Origin of the sequence: Pseudomonas tremae (assembly GCF_023278125.1) — a bacterium.
Taxonomy (GTDB): Bacteria; Pseudomonadota; Gammaproteobacteria; order Pseudomonadales; family Pseudomonadaceae; genus Aquipseudomonas; species Aquipseudomonas tremae.
Window position 1 is genome coordinate 329001 of the sequence record NZ_CP066270.1, and the last position, 19800, is coordinate 348800.

Genomic DNA, 19800 nt, shown 5'->3' on the forward strand with positions numbered 1-19800 from the left:
TGCCGCTTTAATCGTCGGTATCTATGGATGACTGATTTTGGTCAGCGTCGCATTGGAGCCATTTATACGCACTACCGCTTCGCCAACACCCTGGCCAACACAGCCGTCACCACCACAGCCAACAAAACGGCAGTCGTAATAGACAGAAGCGCGCCCCATTGCAATATGGAATACCTGAGGGTCAGGTAAAAGCTAACCACCCCGACAGCGCCAATGGCATTGCCCCGCACTATCGCTGCCAGTTCATAATGTCCGCCTTGGACGTGGACGAACACTGCAAGCGGCCAGGCGATGACCGGGATCGGCGCCAGCAGCCCACTGACCACAGGGCCGAGCCAGGTAGCGCTTGCGGTAATCGCCAGCAGCAGAAGGGTGGCCGTCAACATTCGCATCGGGATGACCCAGCGTGGCAGCGCGACGTATGCCGCTACTTCGGGCGGCGTCTGTTTCGAGGTGGCAACGATGATCAACGCAACCATCAGCAGCGTGAACATGATCGACAGCGCCAGTGATCCCGACAGGTTCATCAAAAAGGCCGTTGCGCCATACAACATCAAGGCCAAGACGCATCCAGCCATCGCTGAGACGCGTCGAGTGGCCAGGAAATAAAACAGATAAGTCGCTTGAATCGCCGCCAGCCCGGCCAATGCTCCGGGCACCGCCATCGATGCGAATGCGGTGCCCTGCTCAAGGCTGAGAAACAGCATGACCAGCGCCGAGGTCATCGGCAGGCCAGAGAGAAGCCCCGCCACGCCAGTGCCCGAGCGCCTGGCCGCCAATGAAATGGCCAGCATGAGCGCGGGGGTGATGAGCAACTTAAGGTAGAAGGCAGTCATGCAGAAGGCTTCATATCTGGGGGTGGGCTGGATGCTAAACCTTTTAGCGGTTGGCAACGATGCGTGTCTGCTCGGGATTACATCTGGCTTATACCCTTACACATATCGGCTCTATGTTAGCTGCTCTCGGGCCATCGCCCGACAGCGCATCCGCCAATAGCCAGAAACAGAAAAGCCCGGCGAACCGGGCTTTCTGAAAACGAGCAGTACTTACTTAGCTGTTTTCAACTTGATCACGTCACCGGAGACGGTAGTTGTATAACCGTTCAGGACCCAAGCCCAGAACCACTTCTCCTGCACTTGTGTATTGATCAGCGCGTCGCCGCCTCCAACAGCCTGCCCTGCTGCCGGATGATCACCTCTTCCAGGCCGTTGAGCGTAGACACCACACAACCCGAACCGGCGATGGCACGGCGCAAGCCCTGAGCGTCATCCAGCAAAGCCCCCCTCTATGCGCGCTACGCCAACAAAGAAGCGCTGTTCGAAGCTGTAGTGCGACGCCACGTAGCCGCCCTGCTGGTGCCCGCCGCAACGACTCCAGCGCTCCCACTCAAAGGCCGCCTGCGGCACGTGGGCCAAGGCATACTTGAACATGCGCTGCAAGCCGATACCCTGGCAATGATGCGCCTGGTGGTAGGCACCTCTAACCGCACCCCGCTGCTGGCTGCTGAAGTCAACCGAATAGGCTGGGAAGGCGGTTTCGCCAGAGTACGTTCGGCAATATTGGCAGGCCCGGACCAACCCACCGACCCTGACGCACTGGCCCGCCAATTCATCGACCTGGTGTTCGCCCCGCATCAGCTCAGAGCGCTGCTGGGTGAGGATCGGGGGGATCTGATTCAAGGTATTCCGGCACGGGTGGAATGGGGGTTGAGGTTGGTTGGGGTTGATGGGGTGAGGGGGTTGGGTTTTAGTGTTTTCGAGGGAATTCGGCTGATAGGTGAAGGCCTCGTGAGGAGCTTTTTAGAGGTCGACTGAGGCATTATTATTGGTAGTGTCATATTGACTAGTCGCGTAACACAGTATTTGGCGACGACGATTGGGACCGAATCTTGCTATTCGAAAATATCTTCTAGGACCATTTTAATAAACATATCGTTTAATGCTGAGTATTAAATTTAAACAGTCAAACAGATGAGAGGTGCCAAAAACTACACATTATACTGGTTGAGAAATCTCTACGACACGACGAGAAGTCACCGATTATGCTGTGCTGCCGCTGATTTTGACACTCTGGCCTCCTCGTTTTTTGGGTCAAGTAAGAACTGTCCATCTGAAGGTTTAGACTGTTTAAGAAATGAATATTTCTACCATGGTCGCCTAGCTCTAGCATAAAGCAGCACCTGCTAACAACTGACCAATTTGACAGGGATGCAATTTTTCTTTGCTTGTTAATGTCTGCATCCAGAAAAAGCAGCCATCACGGCGAAGATTATAACTGCGAATAAGGGTCTAAGTTGTGAGAGTCGAAAAGTCGTTTGACGAATTTGTTATGAGGTATGATGATGTTCATCGAGCGTACTGGGCAAATCAGCTTACTGAAAAAGGCCTTAAATCCTGGCATGAGGAAAGGCTAGAGGTAGTACTAACGCACGTCAAAAGCAAATCACATTTTTATGCAAAGCACTTCAAGAATATTTCACCTCAAGAGGTTTCGCTAAAGAATCTTACCTCCCTGCCTTTTACAACCAAGGAGGATTTAAGGGTGTCCATGCTACACATACTGTCTGGCGTATTAGAAGACAGCGTGTACTATTATGAAACCACCGGCACGACGGGCCCCGCGACACCTTGTCCTCGAGATAAAAAGGAAAGCTATGCGAGTAATAAGCAACTCGCGATGGCCTATAAGGCGGTACTGGAAAAACATTTTCCTAGAGAAAAAACTGTCGTGGGCATCATGGGCCCTACCGAAGTTCACTCTTTCGGCGACACTCTGGGTGATGTCTGTCAGCAGCTAGGCGTCTGTAGTGCCAAGATTTGGCCGCACTCTCCAGTCATTGGCTATCCCAAAACGCTCCAGTTAATGCGGGACTTGCGTATTGGCGTCGTTGCTTCCGCCCCAGGTTTACTGCTTGCGCTGGCTAAAGAGGCCGAGCGATTAGGCCTTAACCCGCGCGAGGACTTTTCGTTGCGGGCATTCATGATGAGTGGCGAGCTCTGTACGCCAGCGCTTAAAAATAATTTGTACAGCCTCTGGGGCTGCGAAGCGTACAACAGTTTATATGGCTCGCAGGAATCCATGATTATTGCCGCCACCAATGCCCATGACCAACTGGTACCTCATCGACTCAACTATATTATTGAAGTGTTGAACCCGAAAACGGGTGAGAGCCTCGGGGACAGTGGCGAGGGCGAGTTGTGTGTCACTATGCTGGTTGACGGAGTGAAACCCCTAATTCGTTATCGCACGGGTGATCTCGTCTGCATCCAAAAAACGGTAGAAAAACCGATTGCGCTCTCGCAAACAATGAGAGTGCTTGGCCGAGTCAAAGATTCTATGACGCTTAACGGCAAACTCTTCACCGCCGGCCATATTGAGCAGGCCCTACTCGAAGGTGTCGAACAATGTTTAGGTTACCAAATCGTCATCAATCGCGTTAATGGCAAGGACACGATAATAGCCAAAATTGAAATGTCCAGATTTTACCAAGGTGATCGCAGTCAATTAACGCTACTGGTTCGCGAGCGTATGCACGAGCGTCTAGAGGTCGATGCGACAATCATGGCAGTGGATGATTTAGATGATCATGTGAATTTGGGAAGTTGGTTCAGTTGGAAAGAAGCACGAATTATCGACCAGCGCAGCCTCTAGTCGAGGGTCTTATATGAGTATGTCTGTGCAGGTGATATCTACGAAAAACGAATTATTCAAAAGTGTGTGTTTTTTGAGGTCTCGCTACATCGGTGATAATCCAGCGAATGAAGAGTTTTTTGATGACGCGGAGGCGTTGCGAGACACCTGTTCCTACCACTTGGTCTATATGGATGGTGAGAGAGTCGTAGGTGCCATTCGAATAACGCCACTGGGTCATGGGATGAGCTTCGTCGAACGCCTTGTTAATATAGATCATCACTTCCCTGATCTGATGGGATCTTTTGATGCCAATAGACTAGTGTTAGATGAGAAATACAGAGGCGGTCCGCACTTAAGATTTTTTCTCCTGGAGACGGCTATTTGGTTGAAGGCGAACACGTCATTCCGATATATTTCGGCATTATGTCGGGGTCGTTTGGTTGCATTGTATGTTGATATTGGAGGGGTTGTTTTGGCCGACGACATCACTTGGGAAAGTCGCCAATCAACACGTGGTTATAGTTTGATATACCTAGAGATAGACACCGTCTTTAATACTATAAAAGGAAAAATATCCAATGGATGATTTCTTCAAAGAACTGGACGCTATCGTTGAAAGTGGCTGGGCAAAAATCAAAAAAGGTAACTACTGGACACACAGCCTTAGGTATCCGATTGCGGTAGAGCTTTATCAACAGGTGATGCTTCAGATTTACCACTACACCCGATTCAACTCAATCAATCAGGCGGCCTGTGCGTTCAGCGCGGATCCGGAACAGACAACGCTGCTGCGATTTGTCTACAAGCATGCGCTCGAAGAGTTAGGGCACGAGAAGATGGTGATTCGCGACTTGGAGTCGATAGGCGCGCTACCCGCATTATTACCTGCGCCGCTTGCCCCCACTCAAGCGCTGATCGCTTATCTGAACGATGTGGCCATTCGCCAGGGGCCGGTCGCTCGCTTGGGATACAGCTATTGGGCAGAAGAGGTTTACGGCCATATCCAGCCAATACTGAACAAGTTTCGCTTGGACCTCGGTCTTGTAGACGAGCAAATGACATTCTTTGTTGCTCATTCGAGCATTGACGAAAAACATTCTGAAGAAGTGCGAGTGGCTATGCAGCGCTCGGTGAAAACAGGTGAAGAGCGGGCGATGATCAAAGAAGTGGCAAGGGTTACGCTATACCTCACTGGGCAGTTGCTGGAGGAATCATTTCTAGAGTATGAACGCCTTGCTGAGATGCCATTGCTCAAGGCGTCTTGAACTAATGAAGTTGATCGTTATCGTGGGTTCAAATCGGACGCATGGGGTCAGCGGCCGAGTGGTGTCGTTGATTCGGCGCCACTTGGAAGGACGCGCCTTAGTTAAAGATTTCTGGCTTCGAGACTATCGTATCGATTATTGCGATGCCGATAATGCCTGTTCAAAAACTGATTGCTCTTTGTCTGATGATGTCGCTTTGATCGTTGGCGAGATGGTTAAGGCAGACGCAGTCCTGTATCTCCCGGTGATGCATGCATATGGAGCTAACAGTCGTTTTCAGGCATTTTTGGAACGTGTTGGGTATGGCTTTTTGCGTCCGCGAGAGCGGCCATTACGAGACAAGCTCGCAGCGGTAGCAGTAGTGGGACGTCGATATGGTCACACCGCTGTATTTGGTCAGGTTGTGCTCAACGCCCTTCTGAACAAAATGGTGTTAGTCGGCTCAGGGTTTCCGGCTACGTTCAATAGCCAACTGGTTCAAGACCCAGAGGCGGAGCAGGCACTTCGGGAAACGCTGGATCGTCTCGTGGAGTACTACCAGAAACTAAACGAGCGACCCCGCCATGTCGAGCACCAGCGTTTGCTTAAACAAGTCCAATTTCAGACAGGATAGCGTGTAAATGCCTATACGAGATACATTGATAGCCGTATTCGTGGCTTTTCTATGGGGTGCGCAAGTGACAGCCGTTAAAATAGGCGGGGAAGAACTTCCGCCAATCCTTATGGTTGCTATGCGATTCGCGTTGATTGCTGTCGTGCTACTGCCGTTTTGCGGAGTTCCCAAGCGCAGCGAACTATCAAAAGTCTTCTACATTGCCTCGTTAACTGGAGCGCTGCATTTTGGATTGCTGTACTGCGGTATTTTACATGTAGATGCTTCGACTTCTGCTGTTGCATACCAACTGACAACACCTTTCACTCTTTTGCTAGGGGGGGTGGTGTTTGGGGAGCGCATCACGTTGCCGGTGATGGTGGGTATCATAATCGCACTGCTGGGTGTGCTGATGGTGGTCGGTGGAATAGGAAAAGGCGGCGAACTATCGGGGATAGTGCTGGTGATAGCTGCCGCTTTTGTGTTCGCAGTGGGAACATTGCTCGCTAAAAGATGGGGGCCCTTTAACCCATTGACAATAAGCGCCTGGACAGCACTGATTGCAGCGCCCGAGTTACTGATGGTATCAGTTGCAGTGGAGCGCCCTGTGTGGGGGGAAGTCTTTACTACTAGTCCGATAGCATGGGCCGCCTTGTTATATACCGCTGTGAGCGGCGGACTCATTGGGTTTGGCCTGTGGTATTGGCTCTTGGGTCGCCACCCTATTCAGCGCTTAGCACCGTTTCTTTTATTGGTGCCAGTATTTGCAGTAGCGGTAAGCCAGTTGCTTCTGAGCGAGGAGTTATCGACAAACCTCATTATCGGCGGAGTGGCGGTCATAGTTGGTGTTGGGCTCTGCCAGGTACGTGGACTGCCCAAGAAGGTTTCAGTAAGCGGCAACCCTGCCGGTTGACCGGCGAGCCCGGTAAGAGGATTTCATGAATTGGGCAGGTCAATTATTACTGTTCGGTATGCGCGAGCAGAACAGGCATCGCTTCAGGCTCAAACTTCGACGCTGGAAAACAGAAAATTATGAAATTGCTTACTTATGCTCGAATGACCTCAATACTGGACCTACGTTGGTGTTTCTTCATGGATTAGGGGCCAGCAAGGATCAGTGGGGTCCACAAATCTACTCGTTGGTGGATACCTATAATTGTATTTTTTTGGATCTGCCCGGTGAGGGGGAGTCTTCGTTCGATACATCGCAAAGCTACAGCCCTGCAGCTCAGACGGAGCGGCTGAAGGCTTTTCTAGATTCGCAGCGTAGCAAAGGCTTTGTATTAATCGGCAGTTCTATCGGAGGCTGCATTGCCTGTATATACGCAGCTACTTTTCCTGCTGACGTCTCTCACCTGATCGCAATGGCACCGGCTGGTTTGCCTGCTTGGAGACCGAGCCTTGTCATGAAACAGTTTCTTGAATCTGGCAGGCATCCTTTTGGCTATCGAACTGTCGTCGAAATGGAAAAGTTTTGGAGCATTGCATTCCAGCACGCCCCCAGGATCCCGCTATTTATGGCGAAGGCTCTGGCCACTAAAGGGGCGCTTCGCTACAAAAATATTGTAAAAATAATGGCAGACTTTAAAGGGGCAGGTTTGTACCCGCTTGAGGCGCGACTTACTGAAATTCAAGCCCTGACTTTGATCGTTTGGGGTAGTGAAGACCGTATTTTTGATATTTCTTGTCTGGATAAAATCAGTAGCGACCTACCAAATGCAAGTATATGTATAATTGACGGTGCCGGACATGTTCCATACCTCGAGTGCAGTGAGCAGACCGTCACCGCTATTCGGAACTTTATTGCTGTATAGCGATTTTTCTCAATCAGATGCGAGAGGTTGGCAAAGCCCGAAAACTGTATATTGAGTCTCCAACGGCCTATGAGTAGCACCTCAAATAATTCAGGATCGTTTCTGCATTACCTTCAATCGGCGCAAGATGTAACAGTGTATTACAGAATGTCATTATTGTATGGTTCGCGAGACGCCCATTTCGGTACAGGGCATCCTGGCTTTCTATTTTCAACAGCAATATCGGGTGCCGCAAACTCTACTGCCAGTGCTATGCTGCATGTCAGCTAAGCATTAATTTAGTTTTAAATACACCTTCAGTGCTGTAGGAAGTTTCGTTATTTCTCATACGAAAATCTACATATGTCGGCGGGGCTAGCCGGCTTTCGTGTCTTTCCGGTACAGTACTCTCATTAAATTTGTGCGCCTCGATGAAAGGTGGAGAATGCCATAAATAACTAACTAGTTGTAGCGCCGAAATATTCTATAATTGAGTTTTTACGTTTTTCACCTGTCTACTTAAGGTGTTCGACAATAAAGGAAGCATTATGAGCAGGATAATTGCACCTGTCAGTGTGCAGCTACATACTGAGCGTCTGAAATGTGAAGCGTTGACAGTGTACAAGTTGGCGTTGGATGCCTTAGGTCCAGATAGCACATTTATTCTTGAATCTTTATCGGGTCCCAGTCGATATCGTAAAGCGACCATTATAGGGATGAACCCGTTGCTGTCAGTAAAGGTATATGAGGCATATGCAGAGCTTGAGGGGAACGAGCGGCTGATATGTTATCTAAGAAGCTCGCTGTTGGAGCGGGGCATCGTTCTGGATGAAAGCAAGCATATCTGTATTGACAATAATGATGCTGTATGGGATTTGCTACGCATGTTGCAAGGCTCATTCGACACTCCACGCCACGCTAATCCCAGCCTAGCTTTTTTTGGCTATCTTTCTTATGACAGCGTTCGATTCGTCGAGAAAATTCCCGATCTTACTGAGCGGACTACTGACTATCCAATCATAGCCCTCACCGTTTTTCAAACTCTGGTTTATTTCCACACAAACCAGACTGTAGAGGTGGTGGTTAATAATTGCCCTCTGTGGGACGCACGCAATACTCATGAATATGTTGCTCTGCTGGCCGACGCTGCAAGGAGTCCGCTCCCTGACGAGCAGATCGTTTACCCCTCAGTTACAGTTGCTCGCGATACGGTGGAAAAAGAGCAGTTCCTTGGTTGGGTCGACAAGGCGTTGGCGCATATCCACCAAGGTGACATCTATCAGATACAGCTGGGTCATGAGGTGCAGGTCGATACATCAGTCAAGCCCTTCGACGTATATCGAGCGCTGCGGAAGAACAATCCGTCACCCTATATGTATATGGCTAATCTGGGAGGTGTTGATCTGATTGGTGCTAGTCCCGAGTTATTTGTCCGAGTCAAAGATGAACTGATCGAAATGAGGCCTATCGCTGGGACCGTAGGTAAAAGGTCTGGCGTGTCTTCCAGCGAGTTGATCTTGAGCATGACACGCTCTGAAAAAGAGCGTGCTGAGCATTTAATGCTGGTCGACCTATGCAGGAACGATATCGGTCGTGTTTGTCAGCCGGGATCACTGGAGGTTGATGAGCTGATGCTGGTTGAGGAGTATTCGCACCTTTATCACATGGTCTCAAACGTGCGCGGCCTACTGAGAACGGGCTTTGATGCATTCGATGTTATCAAAGCGTCGTTTCCTGCGGGGACTATGACGGGTGCGCCGAAGATTCGGGCGATGCAAATTATAGAAAGTATGGAAAAAAACCGACGCGGTATATACGCCGGTGCGGTAGGTCTGATCGGATTTGATGGTAGTGTCAATACAGCTTTATGTATCCGTTCAGCCGTACATAAGGAGGGTACCTATTATTTAAGGGCTTCCGCAGGCGTAGTTGCAGACTCGGTGCCGGACAAGGAGTGGACAGAGACGTTTTATAAAATGGGCTCTGTCTATCGCGCGGTCACAGGAAAGGAGATGCTGCAGTGAGAGTTTTCCTGATAGATGCTTATGACAGCTTCGTATTTATTATCAGCCAGTACCTTGAGCAGTTAGGTTTGGAGACCCGCGTGGAGCGCAATGATTCTCCAAACCTGATAGAAAAGATCGAAGCTTATGCGCCAGATTTTTGCGTGCTGGGACCTGGCCCAGGTCATCCGCAGGATGCGGGTTATATAGAGTTAATCCAGCACTTTAAAGGACGATTGCCTATATTGGGTGTTTGCCTGGGGCACCAGGCTATTAGTCTTGCTTTTGGTGGTGCGGTTATTCGGGCTGACAATGTTATGCACGGAAAGGTCAGCATAATAGATAATGATGGCAAAGGTGTATATGCGCATACTGGCGGCAAGTCAATAAAAGCTACACGTTATCACTCTTTGATCATTGATGATAGGAAACTGCCTGACGTGCTGAGGGTTACCTCCACCTCAAACGATGACGGATATATCATGGGGGTTCGTCACCGCGAGTATCCATTGGAGGGCGTTCAGTTTCATCCCGAGAGTATTTTGACTGAAGATGGCCTTGGACTACTCCGAAGCTTTGTAGAAAAACACTGTCATCATCCGTAACGTAAAAAACAGGCGCGGACTTTCTGGATGTGACCCGCGCCTCAGACCTTTTATCATATAAAAATAAAAAGGATATTGTCTTGCTATCCAATTACAATAATACAAAAAAAGAAAAAATTCAAAAAAACGAATATCTAGAAGTGCTAGATGATTTCTCCTGTTTGGCGAAATTTTTGGATTGCCGCGATTGGGAAAGTCATTTACGAAAAGTATTATGTCGACTTGGTTACAAAACTTATTTGCTTAGCATTGGCGGCTTCACCACCAATGAACCATCCAATCGGATTATAACGACTTACCCTCTCGACTGGTTAAAATGCTATGAGGATGAAAACTTCATTCTAATAGATCCCATAGTCAAGCATTGCCGTAGGCACTTCATGCCGCTCTTTTGGGGTGGCGCCAGAAGGAGGGCGCGTGGCAGGCCAAAAGAGTTCTGGAGAGCACGCGAGCGCTATGGCCTGTCACAAGGGGTTAGCATTCCCTTGCGCTGTAGAGAAATGCTGGGCTCATTCAATGTTGCTCATCCAGTAGATTCTAATGAAGAGTTTGACGATGAAGTAAATGTGACTTTTGGAGTGCTCTTTATGTTAGTACCTTTTCTTCTGGAAGGCTCACAGAGACACTTGAAAGCACCGGGGGAGCAATCGTGCAGCCTCACAATGAGAGAGACTGAAGTCCTGAAATGGTCAGGGGCAGGCAAAACAACATGGGAGATAAGCCGCATCCTAGGCTGCTCTGAACGAACTGTAAACTTTCACATCGCCAATGCAAGTAGAAAACTAGGGGCCTCTAACCGATTGCAGGCGGTGGGTATGGCGTTGGCGCAGGAGTTTATTTCACTTTAATTAACGGAAATATGCTTATGTAATGCATATAGACATCGCGGTGAATGGCAGCTATTAATGTAGTGGTCTAATGATTCCGGACACTCATTTAGGCGAGAATATCGCCAGATATAGAGGTGTCTGATGACCAAGCAACGCCGTACCTTCTCCGCTGAATTCAAACGTGAGGCCGCAGGCCTCGTGCTCGATCAAGGTTATAGCCATGTCGAAGCTTCTCGCTCGCTTGGAGTGGTCGAGTCTGCGCTGCGTCGCTGGGTTAGCCAGCTCCAGCAGGAGCGCAATGGCGTGACGCCTCAGAGCAAAGCCCTGACGCCCGAGCAGCAGAAAATTCAGGAGCTGGAAGCGCGCATCGCTCGTCTTGAGCGGGAGAAATCCATTTTAAAAAAGGCTACCGCGCTCTTGATGTCGGAAGAACACGAGCGCTTGCGCTGATCGATCAGCTAGGTGCCCATGAGCCGATCGAATTGCTGTGCGAGATGTTCGAGACACCTCGCTCGTGCTACTACGACCATTGCCAGCGGCGTCGGGCTCCAGACACCGAGCGGGTTCGTTTACTCAGTCGAGTCAATGAGCTGTTCGGGCAAAGTCGAAGCGCTGCTGGCAGCCGCAGTATCGTTTCGGTATTGCAGGAAGATGGCGAGCAAATTGGCCGGTTCAAGGTACGTGGCCTGATGCGGGAACTGGGATTAATCAGCAAGCAACCTGGCTCTCATGCTTATAAAAAAGCAACAGTGGAGAGGCCTGACATTCCGAACATTTTGAATCGGCAGTTCGATGTACCCGCGCCCAATCAGGTTTGGTGTGGCGACATCACCTACATCTGGGCGCAAGGAAAATGGCATTACCTGGCGGTGGTTATGGATCTTTATGCGCGTCGGGTGGTGGGCTGGGCGTTTTCAAACAAACCGGACACGGACTTGGTCATCAAGGCGCTGGACATGGCTTATGAGCAACGCGGCAAGCCTCAGGGCCTGCTGTTTCACTCAGATCAGGGCTCCCAATATGGGAGCCGACAGTTTCGCCAGCGGCTTTGGCGATACCGCATGCGCCAGAGCATGAGTCGCCGAGGTAATTGCTACGACAACTCGCCGATGGAGCGTGTATTCCGCAGCTTGAAAACCGAGTGGATACCCGCCGTGGGCTACATGACGGCCCAAGAGGCACAGCGGGATATCAGTCATTATCTGATGCATCGCTACAACTGGGTTCGGCCACACCAGTTCAATAATGGACTGGCACCCGCTCAGTACGAGAAAAAACTTAACGTCGTGTCCGGGATCAGTTGACCACTACATAAAGGTTCAGGCTCACAGGTTACTTTACTCACCATCCGCACCACTCCCGCTTTGATCAGTAGTGCTTGTATCGACTTTTTTACCCGGGCCACGTCAATGGTTTCAAAAAAGCTTCGCTTCAATCGTTCGCAAGCGCTTGCCGACCTGAGTACCTAAACCGTCTCGCAATGAGGCACTGCCTTACATGCCAACTTTATCCAGCACCAAAAGTCGCTCGGGGGGCGCGGATTTGCACGCGACAATGGATTCCAATCCACAAGCTCAGAAACAAAAGACCGCACAAAGGGGTGGCGGGTTTCTTTGTAGACTGTCCACAAATCAAGACACTCCCCCAGGCGTCGTTTGAACTGGGCTGTCAGAGGCCCGTTTTATAAGGGTTACGCTGGTGGTGTTCTGGTTAGGCATACACGTAGGCATACAGGGCCCGCCGTGCTGGGTGTGCGCCAGGCTCGAAAATGAGAGTTTATACCCCAGCCTAGCACTGGTATCGATCCCTGATCATCCTGTCGAAATAAGTACCTTTCGAGCCAGCATCCATCAAGCCCTGATGGATGTTCGGCGGAACGTGGCAATAGTCGTAAGGACGTCCTCGCTTGAAAGTGATCCTCATCCTGCCTGTAGCGGGATCATAGCCGACAGCTGTGATCGCTGATGAGTTGACTCGAACCATGTCCATAGCGCTTTCCTTACTCCTGATTGATGACCTCTCGGTGCTGATACTAGTCGGTGTCTCGCTAGGAGGTGCCATTGAATCTGAGCAACAGGGTAGCCAAGCCGAAAGGCTGCTAGGTGACCTGAGCTTTTTTCTCCAGTAATGGGCATGAAAACAGCGACATCGTTACCGTGTCTGTAATGATCCCCCTTTGTGTTGCTGATAACGCATGCCTGGCGTCGGTCAACCGAGTCAACTCCGTCAACCTGTCAACTAACTTAAAAAATCCAGCCACTAGCACGAAGGCGCGGGTTCTTCGTCCCGTATCCTTCGGAAATACCCAGGGTCCCCGGCAAGCTACCGAGTGATGTGAAAATTCAGGGGTGAACCGTCGTTCACCAGGTTCACCTGTTCACTAAGCTGGCGAAACGTTAGCTACTCAAGATGCGCGGGTTTCCTACCCCGTAAGCAGTAGAAGACCTCAGGGACCCCGGCCCTGCGAGGATCTCCTCGCTGGTGGAGTCCATTTCAAAGGGGGGCGGGGCAGATGCCAGCTAAAGTCGTGTAACTGGTGTTACGGGTGTAGCGTTCTATCTCAACCTATTGAAAGTAAAGAATAAATTAAACGTAACACAAGCTCAAAAGGTTCTGTGTACGTAATGTAACAACAATGACCTGTGTAACGGCGTCGTTGCTGGACGTAGCAGTACGGGGCAACAACCGTTCTGCTTTGCTTGAGATAGACAGATCGTAGGGTTTAACCCGATTTTCTCATGCTGCGTCCGTATCCGGACGGCTAGCTGCTGCAGCGCCGGAGAGCGGGATTATTTGACAAACCGGGCTCTGTGAGGGAATATTTGCCGCAATTGCGCCTGATCCTCTGGTACCGGCAAGTCCGGTTCTATGGTTGGGCCTTCTTGTATCTGGGACACGGAAGTTGCGACAGCTAGCCCCTCCGAAACCATTCAAATCCTATAGCGACCTTGCCGGACTTTTGACCCGCCGCGGCATGGAGGTTGCGGACCCGCTTAGGGCTGAGCGTAAGCTTTCTCAAGTGGGCTATTACCGGCTCAGTGGATTCTGGTTTCCTGCACGGGATTTTGTGCGGGATCAGCACGGCCAAGTTACTATCTCCAACGTCACGCAGAAGCCTGTTCGCCAGGATGCCTTTGCGGCGGGCACCTCCTTTGATTCGGTCGTGGATCTATATCTTTTCGACAAAAAGCTTCGCCAGTTGATGCTCGATGCTATCGAGCGCATTGAAATTCATATGCGCTCAATAATTGCTCATGAGGTTGGATTCCACGATCCGCAAGCTTACCTAGAAGCGCGCTTCGTCAACCCCAGGCAAATCTTAAATTGGCAGGACGGGCGCGGTAGACAGCGCAACACTTGGAACGAGTGGCAGACCCGGCAAACGGAGCAAGTCAACCGTAGTCGGGAAGACTGCATCGAATGGCACCGGCAGAACTACAAAGCTATGCCTTTCTGGGTGGTCGTAGAAGCGTGGGACTTCGGCACTCTCTCTAAATACTTTGAAATACTGAAGGGAAGCTATCAGAACCGCATCGCAGCTCGGCTGGGCATCAGCAACGCTAAGGTACTGAAAGAATGGCTGCAGGGAATCAGCACTTTACGAAATCGTAGTGCTCACCATACTCGCATTTGGAATCAGGTTGCGTCGAATCAGATACCAGTGTTGCCCGCGGACGCTTACTTCCAAGCTTTGGCACTAGACCAAAACGCACTCAGCCGCCTCTACGGGATGATTTCGATTATCTGGTTCTTACTGCGCCACATCGGACCTGGGTCTCAGTGGCTGCGCCAAGTCGCGGATATAGTAGACACAAAGCCTGACTTGCCTGGCTGCCCGTTCGCATCGCTTGGCCTCCCATCCGAGGATGGGTTTCCACGTCAATTGTTTGGTATCTGAGCCGTTGCTGGCCGGACCCGCCTACCGGTAAAAGTAAGGACCTGTCGAGACGTGAATATGACGCATCGGTGAAGTTCAGGATGGGGTACTCTCATTGTCATCACAATGGAAGGTGGACGCGATGGAGAACGATGAACAATTGGAGCTTATTCTCGCGACTGCGTATACGCTTCTGCGCGCTGAAGGTGCTGACGACGCCGCTACTGTGGTCCGCGACTATCCGGCTCACGCCGAATTGACCGGACACGACAATTGGAACGGTGGCACGGATATCTGGGAGATCCAGTTCCGAATCCCCGCGCCGGAATTTGCCCGTCTTGGTAGCAGGCGTAGTCAATTAGAGGAACAGATAATCGCCAGACTCAAGGCCATCCTTGGGCATGAGACCCAAGATTGGTATTCAGCCCGGCTTGTGCCAGCTAAGGAATTCCGGGCAGATTGGCGATCCGACAAATCCGAGCTGCCGAAAAATGTTAGACAGAATATTTTGGATGGTCTCCGCCTTGAGGAAGTGAAGTGGTATGGCCAGCTAGACGATATTGAATTTTTAGGCCGCATGTACGATCTTCAAAAGCTCCCCTCTAACGATAGTCGCTATAAGGACGCGGCAGGAGATATCTACCAGCATCGCTTCAATAACGATGACTGGGATAGTGATTGGGTATTTAACGACAGTCGCTTTCAGCTCTTGGACGGGAGCGCTGAACAGTTCCTTCGCTTCCTCTGCGAGACTGTTCATCCAGTGGTTCGTCCCGTACGGGATGAAGCACTCAAGTTAGTGCTTCATTTTAATCAGCAGCTTCGATCGGCCGGTTGGGAATTGTTCGAGGAAGAGCACATAGCTGGGCGACCCCGCTTCGCCTTCCGCCTCGCGCATAACAACTCATCCCGTACAGTTCTCCGAGCCAAAACCGTAGCAGATGCACTGAATGCCGGATGGATGGCAAAAGAAATCGAGCGGCTCGAGAATGCTATTGAGCGTGATCCTGCTCTGGCCATAGGTACGGCTAAGGAGCTGATCGAAACGTGCTGTAAGTCCATCCTCACAAAACGTGAAATTTCTTTTACGAAGTCCGACGATTTGGGTGATCTTACAAAGAAAGTCACGAAAGCACTGCAGCTCGTCCCAGAGGGGATTAGCGAGGAGGCGAAGGGGGCCGAAAATATCAAAATGGTCCTTCGCAACCTTTCACAATTGACTAACAATCTGGCTCAGCTTCGTGGGCTATACGGTACCGGTCATGGGCGCGATGGACAACATCGTGGCTTGCAGCCAAGGCATGCCCGCCTTGCCGTTGCTTCAGCAGTGGCGTTTATCGATTTCGTGTCCGAAACTTACCGGTATAGAGAAAGCCAGAACTGCGGTGACAGCTCTGGCAGCTAGTGCGCGAACAACGGTGGAGAAACCTAGAGCTGCAAACCCGGTCGCGTTTGACTAAAGTCTGACTATCAGCCACGGCCACTTCAGGCTGAAAGCTACCCGTAATCAACGACAGCAATCAGCCAGGTTCGTAACTCGACCGACGGATGCGACCTAGACACTGTAAAAGGCTAAGGAGAACGTTTTGAGTGAAGCCAGTGCATGGGCGTGCGTGATAATCTAGGCCAATCGGCAAGCAGTTCCCTGGTCTGTGTTAAATTTTGCCAACGATTAGCTCGTTGCTCGGATTAAAAATATGTTGAAGTTCAACGAGATAGCAAAAGTTTTTTCAAGCAACAACATTAATTCTGTTTCGGAAGGGGATTTTTCTCTTGTAAAAAAAATAGCTGAGTGTTACCACGAAAGCTTCGATGATTTTTACACGGTAGGCAGTGTTTTTGACTTTTGCTACAGCCTGCTGTGCAAGGGTTATCGAAATGAGTATTATTATAAAAATGCTATCGCAAAAAAAATACTAATAGGCAGGCATTCGATAAAAAACTCGACGATGTTTACAGAGTTTCGGGTAGGTGTAAGTAAGGCTGACTGTGTAATTGTTAATGGTGTTTCTACCTGTTACGAAATAAAATCTGATTACGATAATTTAGGTCGACTAAGTTCTCAGATTGACTCCTATATGAAATTATTTGACAAGGTTAATGTGGTAGTCTCCGAAAAATATCTCAATTCAGTTTTGCACGCCGTGCCAGAGGAAGTCGGCGTAATATTGCTCAATAAGAGAGGGGGGTTTCGGGAGAAGAGGTCGGCGAAACAAATAGATACTCAGATTGACGTCCGGACTTTGATGCGCTCCCTTAGACGTGAAGAGTATGTGAGCCTCGCCGAGTCCTTATACGGTGGCGTTCCCGAGGTAGGTAATACTGAAATCTTTCGTGAGTGCGAAAAGCTCTTAGCATCTGCCTCTAACGAAAGAGTTCGCACGGAATTTAGGAAGGTCATTCGGCGGACGAGGGCTGTGGATAGAGAGTTCATATTGTCTCTACCAGCGTCTCTACTCGTGGCCGGAGTTGAATTTGGATTGGCCCGCAAGGCTAAAAACGGACTTGTGGAAAATATGAGTTCCATTTTAAGTAAGGAAGCTATATGTACTACCCAATTCTCAAAGGCAAACAATTTGAGCTAGCTGCATTGAGGGAGCTTATCGGATACATACCTACGGGTAATGTATGTCCGATATTAGAGCCGGTAAATTCGAATCTTGGTCCCTTAGTGGCTACTGTTTCAGAATTAACAACTTCGGGTGTCAGTTGTTGGGTTGTTATTAACCCGTCTCAAAGCGATTTTGTCGGTGGGTCTGGATCAACTATTACAGCTTCTCTAAATACGCTTTTTGCAGCGCTAGGTGTTTATCCAAACTTATACATACCATGTGTAAAGGTACGTGGCGCGGATGATTTATCTGCTATAGCATTGTTAAGAAGTTTGCCTGCTCCGTTTGTCGCCTATGTTGAGGGAGCGATTACTCCGGCTCTTAATTTAGACTTAATGCGTGCGTCTGTGGTGGCAATTAATCCAAGCAAAACGGAACATTCGGTTTGGGGTAATCTTCCACGTGTAGTTCTTTTTCATGATGGTTTTGACAAAAAGTCAAGAAACCTAGATTATGGCATAGAATCATTTTATTCGAATTACCATACTGAATATAGCCTGCACTCCAACGCTATTGGATTTGGTGACTATACGATTCTGAGTGAGCGCTTTTCTGAAGGCGGTGGTCCAGCATATGTCGTTACCTTGCACTTATCTTATTTAGATAGTTTGAGGTTGAATAATATGTATGTTCGTCACTTTTCTTCGTATTCCGACAATGATAGCCAAAGTGACCCTGGGGGTAAGTTTCGCGAGGCTCTTGATCTGCTTGTTTTGCATGTCACTGCCAATCCTGCAAATTTCGCAAACACGGCTGGACTTCAAGAGTTTATATCGCTCCATGGTACGCGTCACTATCCTGGCCTCGGAGTCGTAAAAAAAATATCAATCAAGCATCATATTCAGACGTTGTCAGTGTTTTAAAGCTCCGCTAAGGAGCGATCTCTAGCTGTAAGGCCGGACTAAATTTTTATCCAAATAAGAGTGCGGCCAAATAAATTATACTAATATCAATAGGGTTGGTGCGCAATTGAATACTATTTCACCATACACGATTCGCTGTTTTAATCCGTTGATGAAAGGCAAGAAAGTTGAGGATTCATATTCGCCCTTAGGAAGTATTGGTCAGTTTGATATGTATGAGGTTTTTAAATCATATATTACCGGCAAAGGAAAGACTTACCATATTTTGAAAGCTACTGAGCAAATCTATTCTTTTTCGGGCTTCAAGTTTAACGACTCTACTCGAGAAATCAGAGGAGTTGTCAGGGCTGGAAGTTACGGATCTAGAACCGATTTGGTAAATATTAAAACCGGGAATATCGATTTTAAACGTTTGGAAGAAAATGCTGAGGTTTTAAAGCATTATGTCAGGTTGTTTGTTCCGGCAGAGCTAAATGAGGGTGTAGTGCTTCTCCATAATCAGAAGAACGTGGGAGTAAAGACATTGATTTATGAGCTTCTGCGAGAAGAGTTTGCGAGTGTTACTGGCAGAGTGTTGCAAATGAATCCCCTATCTTATGAAAAAGCTTTTGAAGAGTGGAAGAAGGCTACCACCAAAGAGATAAAGTTAATTCGATTTCGCGGCATGAACGCCATCGAAGATCAAATCAAGAAGCTTGGTCACGACGAGACCGAGCATACCTATACAATCAAAGCGTCTCGGAAAAAAAACCTAGGTGCACTGGTTGACTACTTGACGCCAGGCACTCAGCAAAACACGACAGTAGAAATTCTTGCACCGCTTTGTGCTGAGGTGAAGACGGTTGTGGAAATGCATGGCAGGAAACGAACCTTTCGCCTCGGGAGCAGTCATAACAGCCAAGTTTGTGAAATTGATGTCGATGAGAAAAAAGTCACGATTACGGCGGGCAATCCGAATATTAAAGAATTTGATGCGTGGTGTAAGGTGCTACTTAATGAATTCCTTTCCACTATGTATCCTGGAATGGGCATAAAAGTATGAGCAGCAAAATAAATGTTAAGGATATTGTTTGCGGACATGTCAGAACTCTGTCGAATGTCAGCGGGGAGTGGTCATGGCTCGACTTTTTAACATTTTGCTTTGTTCCTTTGGCTCTCAGCGTCGCCAGCGTAGTTATTGGGTTCTCTTTGAATAAAGACGTTTCGTCACTTTTGGTAAACTTCGGAGCCATTTTTACAGCGCTTTTACTATCTGTTCTGGTTTTGGTCTTTGACCAAGAAAGTAAACTCGATGATAAATATCAGCGGGATATTGAGCTCAAACGAACTGTCGACGCGTTTTACGCTGCTAAGAAAAAGCTTTTAGATGAGCTTTATTATAATATTAGCTTTTCTATTCTCTCTTCTTTGGTTCTGATAACTACATGTTTTGCTTTTTCTATGGCAGACAGTTTTGTTGACCCTAAGATATCTTCAGTATCAGTATCAGTATCAGTATCAGTGTCAGTAATATTTTCCAAATTGGTTTTCACTCCACTTGCTGTATTTATCACGGTGAATTTGCTACTCACGATAATTATGATAGTTAAGCGCCTACATTCTCTACTTCGACCGAGGTGAGAGATAGTACACGACGTGCCCTATCATGGCCCATTTGCTGTACCGCATTAGCTTCTACTCTGTACGAGGTGCTCGCTCGCCAGTTGGAACACATTTGGTAAAAGCGT

General features: G+C 48.9%; 20 protein-coding genes. 17 read left to right on the forward strand and 3 right to left on the reverse strand.

Annotated elements, in window-relative coordinates:
• Positions 1-71: 71 nt before the first annotated feature.
• Both I9H09_RS01400 and I9H09_RS26865 read right to left on the reverse strand, forming a co-directional pair.
• Complete coding sequence (locus tag I9H09_RS01400; protein ID WP_122347781.1) at positions 72-836, reverse strand: hypothetical protein; 765 nt, start codon at positions 834-836, stop codon at positions 72-74.
• A gap of 311 nt (positions 837-1147) precedes the next feature.
• The gene (locus I9H09_RS26865) at positions 1148-1276 is read right to left on the reverse strand and encodes a hypothetical protein (RefSeq protein WP_005887891.1); all 129 of its coding nucleotides are present in this window, start codon (positions 1274-1276) and stop codon (positions 1148-1150) included.
• Between the two features lie 178 nt (positions 1277-1454).
• On the opposite strand from I9H09_RS26865, the gene I9H09_RS01405 reads away from it, so the two are divergent.
• From I9H09_RS01405 to I9H09_RS01455, 11 genes are all read left to right on the forward strand, one after another.
• Positions 1455-1814: a TetR family transcriptional regulator C-terminal domain-containing protein gene (locus I9H09_RS01405; RefSeq protein WP_234778579.1), complete on the forward strand. Its 360-nt coding sequence runs from the start codon at positions 1455-1457 to the stop codon at positions 1812-1814.
• Between the two features lie 514 nt (positions 1815-2328).
• On the forward strand, positions 2329-3651 hold the full coding sequence (locus tag I9H09_RS01410) for a phenylacetate--CoA ligase family protein (RefSeq protein WP_054991213.1): 1323 nt from the start codon (positions 2329-2331) through the stop codon (positions 3649-3651).
• A gap of 13 nt (positions 3652-3664) precedes the next feature.
• Positions 3665-4219: an acetyltransferase gene (locus I9H09_RS01415; RefSeq protein ID WP_236502612.1), complete on the forward strand. Its 555-nt coding sequence runs from the start codon at positions 3665-3667 to the stop codon at positions 4217-4219.
• Positions 4212-4898, forward strand: a complete 687-nt coding sequence (locus I9H09_RS01420) for an iron-containing redox enzyme family protein (RefSeq protein WP_005887899.1) — start codon at positions 4212-4214, stop codon at positions 4896-4898. The genes I9H09_RS01415 and I9H09_RS01420 overlap by 8 nt, the downstream gene beginning before the upstream one ends.
• A 4-nt stretch (positions 4899-4902) precedes the next feature.
• A complete protein-coding gene (locus I9H09_RS01425) occupies positions 4903-5511 on the forward strand; it encodes a flavodoxin family protein (protein ID WP_236502611.1) in 609 nt (202 codons plus the stop codon).
• A 7-nt stretch (positions 5512-5518) separates the two neighbouring features.
• Positions 5519-6403, forward strand: a complete 885-nt coding sequence (locus tag I9H09_RS01430; RefSeq protein WP_236502610.1) for a DMT family transporter — start codon at positions 5519-5521, stop codon at positions 6401-6403.
• A gap of 25 nt (positions 6404-6428) precedes the next feature.
• The gene (locus I9H09_RS01435) at positions 6429-7304 is read left to right on the forward strand and encodes an alpha/beta fold hydrolase (protein ID WP_236502609.1); all 876 of its coding nucleotides are present in this window, start codon (positions 6429-6431) and stop codon (positions 7302-7304) included.
• A 527-nt stretch (positions 7305-7831) separates the two neighbouring features.
• On the forward strand, positions 7832-9307 hold the full coding sequence (locus I9H09_RS01440; protein WP_236502608.1) for an anthranilate synthase component I family protein: 1476 nt from the start codon (positions 7832-7834) through the stop codon (positions 9305-9307).
• Entirely contained in the window at positions 9304-9891 is a 588-nt protein-coding gene (locus tag I9H09_RS01445) for an anthranilate synthase component II (protein ID WP_236502607.1), read from the forward strand. Before I9H09_RS01440 ends, I9H09_RS01445 begins: the two co-directional genes overlap by 4 nt.
• A 29-nt stretch (positions 9892-9920) precedes the next feature.
• A complete protein-coding gene (locus tag I9H09_RS01450; RefSeq protein WP_236502606.1) occupies positions 9921-10739 on the forward strand; it encodes a helix-turn-helix transcriptional regulator in 819 nt (272 codons plus the stop codon).
• A 123-nt stretch (positions 10740-10862) separates the two neighbouring features.
• Positions 10863-12025 (forward strand): IS3 family transposase gene (locus I9H09_RS01455; RefSeq protein WP_122346372.1). Its coding sequence is split into 2 segments (ribosomal slippage): positions 10863-11118 and positions 11118-12025, totalling 1164 coding nucleotides; the frame shifts between segments, so codons are not numbered across the junction.
• Positions 12026-12509: 484 nt separating this feature from the next.
• Here I9H09_RS01455 and I9H09_RS01460 read toward each other — a convergent pair.
• A complete protein-coding gene (locus tag I9H09_RS01460; protein WP_329610888.1) occupies positions 12510-12782 on the reverse strand; it encodes a KTSC domain-containing protein in 273 nt (90 codons plus the stop codon).
• An 841-nt stretch (positions 12783-13623) separates the two neighbouring features.
• On the opposite strand from I9H09_RS01460, the gene I9H09_RS01465 reads away from it, so the two are divergent.
• The 6 genes from I9H09_RS01465 (at position 13624) to I9H09_RS01490 (ending at position 19693) form a co-directional block, all read left to right on the forward strand.
• Positions 13624-14619 carry an Abi family protein gene (locus I9H09_RS01465; RefSeq protein ID WP_236502442.1) on the forward strand — a complete coding sequence of 332 codons (996 nt, stop codon included), beginning with the start codon at positions 13624-13626 and terminating at the stop codon, positions 14617-14619.
• A gap of 121 nt (positions 14620-14740) precedes the next feature.
• Positions 14741-16003, forward strand: a complete 1263-nt coding sequence (locus I9H09_RS01470; RefSeq protein ID WP_236502443.1) for an abortive infection family protein — start codon at positions 14741-14743, stop codon at positions 16001-16003.
• A 292-nt stretch (positions 16004-16295) separates the two neighbouring features.
• Positions 16296-17183 (forward strand): sce7726 family protein, encoded by an 888-nt coding sequence (locus tag I9H09_RS01475; RefSeq protein WP_236502444.1) that lies wholly within the window; start codon positions 16296-16298, stop codon positions 17181-17183.
• Positions 17144-18073, forward strand: coding sequence for a sce7725 family protein (locus I9H09_RS01480; protein WP_236502445.1), 930 nt, complete (start codon positions 17144-17146; stop codon positions 18071-18073). Before I9H09_RS01475 ends, I9H09_RS01480 begins: the two co-directional genes overlap by 40 nt.
• Before the next feature lie 106 nt (positions 18074-18179).
• Positions 18180-19115, forward strand: coding sequence for a hypothetical protein (locus tag I9H09_RS01485; RefSeq protein WP_236502446.1), 936 nt, complete (start codon positions 18180-18182; stop codon positions 19113-19115).
• The gene (locus I9H09_RS01490; protein ID WP_236502447.1) at positions 19112-19693 is read left to right on the forward strand and encodes a hypothetical protein; all 582 of its coding nucleotides are present in this window, start codon (positions 19112-19114) and stop codon (positions 19691-19693) included. Before I9H09_RS01485 ends, I9H09_RS01490 begins: the two co-directional genes overlap by 4 nt.
• Positions 19694-19800: the final 107 nt, after the last annotated feature.